The following is a 1,738-nucleotide window of genomic DNA, read 5'->3' as shown; positions in this document are numbered from 1 at the left end:
CCAGAGTTAAGCCGTGCCGCGAAGCGGCATCGGCTTGAACGACTCGTTAGGCCGCCGTTCCCTGGCACCTGCGCCCGACGTGCGGCAGCCCAACCCCTGAGGCGAACAGTACAACAAGCGCCGTGTCTGATGCTGCCGAAACGCACCATGCGCGCGGCCAAGAACTCTCACCGCGCACTGCCCGAAGCCGACCCGGCAAGTCGAATCTTGCGAAGAGTCGCGCCTGTCCGAAGCCGAGGTGTTGCAGGGCTGACTGCCGATGCCTGCGCCGCGCGTGCGAGGTGCAAACGCTGCGGATAAGCGAGGCGCTACAGATTGCCTGGAACCCGGCAACAACAGTGCGGGAACCAAGGCCTAACACCCAAGTTAAGCCGCGCCGTAGCGGGGCGTGAAGCACATGGCACGCTTTACCTGCCATGTGGTTTGCGCCCCGATGCGGTGTCGGCTTGAACGCATTGTTAGGCGCCGCCCCCGACGGCCGGCACCATAAAGTCCGCAGCGGTTCTCAAGACAATCTCCGGGAATCGCTCGGCCGTTGCCCGCTCCATCTGCATCCCAGCCTCAGGATCAATCGCCCCTAGCGCGAACGCATCATCACGTGCCTTGGCAGTAGGCCACATGGCATAGCTGTACCAAAGCCCGTCCGATCCTTGATGCAACCGCGAGCCCAGAGAGCCCCGCTCTAAGCGCAGCAGGTCCGACACGCGCGACCATGCCTCGACGAACGAATCCTCCGAACCCGGATGAAGCCGCCAGCGATAGAGAACGACGAACCCGGGAGTCATAGATGCTTCCGTCGCGACCATGGTGATGAGGCGCCTAACACCAGAGTTAAGCCGTGCCGCGAAGCGGCATCGGCTTGAACGACTCGTTAGGCCGCCGTTCCCTGGCACCTGCGCCCGACGTGCGGCAGCCCAACCCCTGAGGCGAACAGTACAACAAGCACCGTGTCTGGTGCTGCCGAAACGCACCATGCGCGCGGCCAAGAACTCTCACCGCACACTGCGTGAAGCCGACCCGGCAGGTCGAATCTTGCGAAGAGTCGCGCCTGTCCGAAGCCGAGGTGTTGCAGGGCTGACTGCCGATGCCTGCACCGCGCGTGCGAGGTGCAAACGCTGCGGATGAGAGAAGCGCTACAGATTGCCTGGAATCCGGCAACAACAGTGCGGGAAACAAGGCCTAACGCCTGAGTTAAGCCGCGCCGCAGCGGGGCGTGAAGCACATGGCAAGCTATACCTGACATGTGATTTGCGCCCCGATGTGGCGTCGGCTTGAACGACTTGTTAGGCCGCCGCACTCCGAGCTTGCGCCGACCTTGCGACAGCCCAACCCCTGAGCCGAACACTACAACAAGTCTGGCCGAACGGCCTGAGGCTGGCACTTGCAGGGCCCGAAGCCACAGCCAGCGACTCGCGCGGCCAAGAACTCTCACAGCGCCCTGTCCAAAGCCGACTCGGCCGGTCGAATCTTGCGGAGAGTCGCGCCTGTCCGAAGCCGAGCTGCTGCAGGGCTGACTGCCGATGCCTGCACCGCGCGTGCGAGGTGCAAACGCTGCGGATGAGCGAGGCGCTACAGATTGCCTGGAACCCGGCAACAACAGTGCGGGAAACAAGGCCTAACACCAGAGTTAAGCCGCGCCGCAGCGGGGCGTGAAGCACATGGCAAGCTGTACCTGCCATGTGGTTTGCGCCCCGATGTGGCGTCGGCTTGAACGACTTGTTAGGCCGCCGCTGCCCGG

1 protein-coding gene is annotated in these 1,738 nt (G+C 63.7%); it reads right to left on the bottom strand.

The window, feature by feature from the left end:
- Positions 1 to 458 precede the first annotated feature (458 nt).
- Positions 459 to 785 (bottom strand): antibiotic biosynthesis monooxygenase family protein, encoded by a 327-nt coding sequence (locus tag ACW7G5_RS14755; RefSeq protein ID WP_457005768.1) that lies wholly within the window; start codon positions 783 to 785, stop codon positions 459 to 461.
- Positions 786 to 1,738: the final 953 nt, after the last annotated feature.

It is taken from the genome of Luteimonas sp. A501, assembly GCF_054052085.1.
Note: the sequence above shows the minus strand (reverse complement) of the source record. Positions and strands in the feature narration are given on the sequence as shown.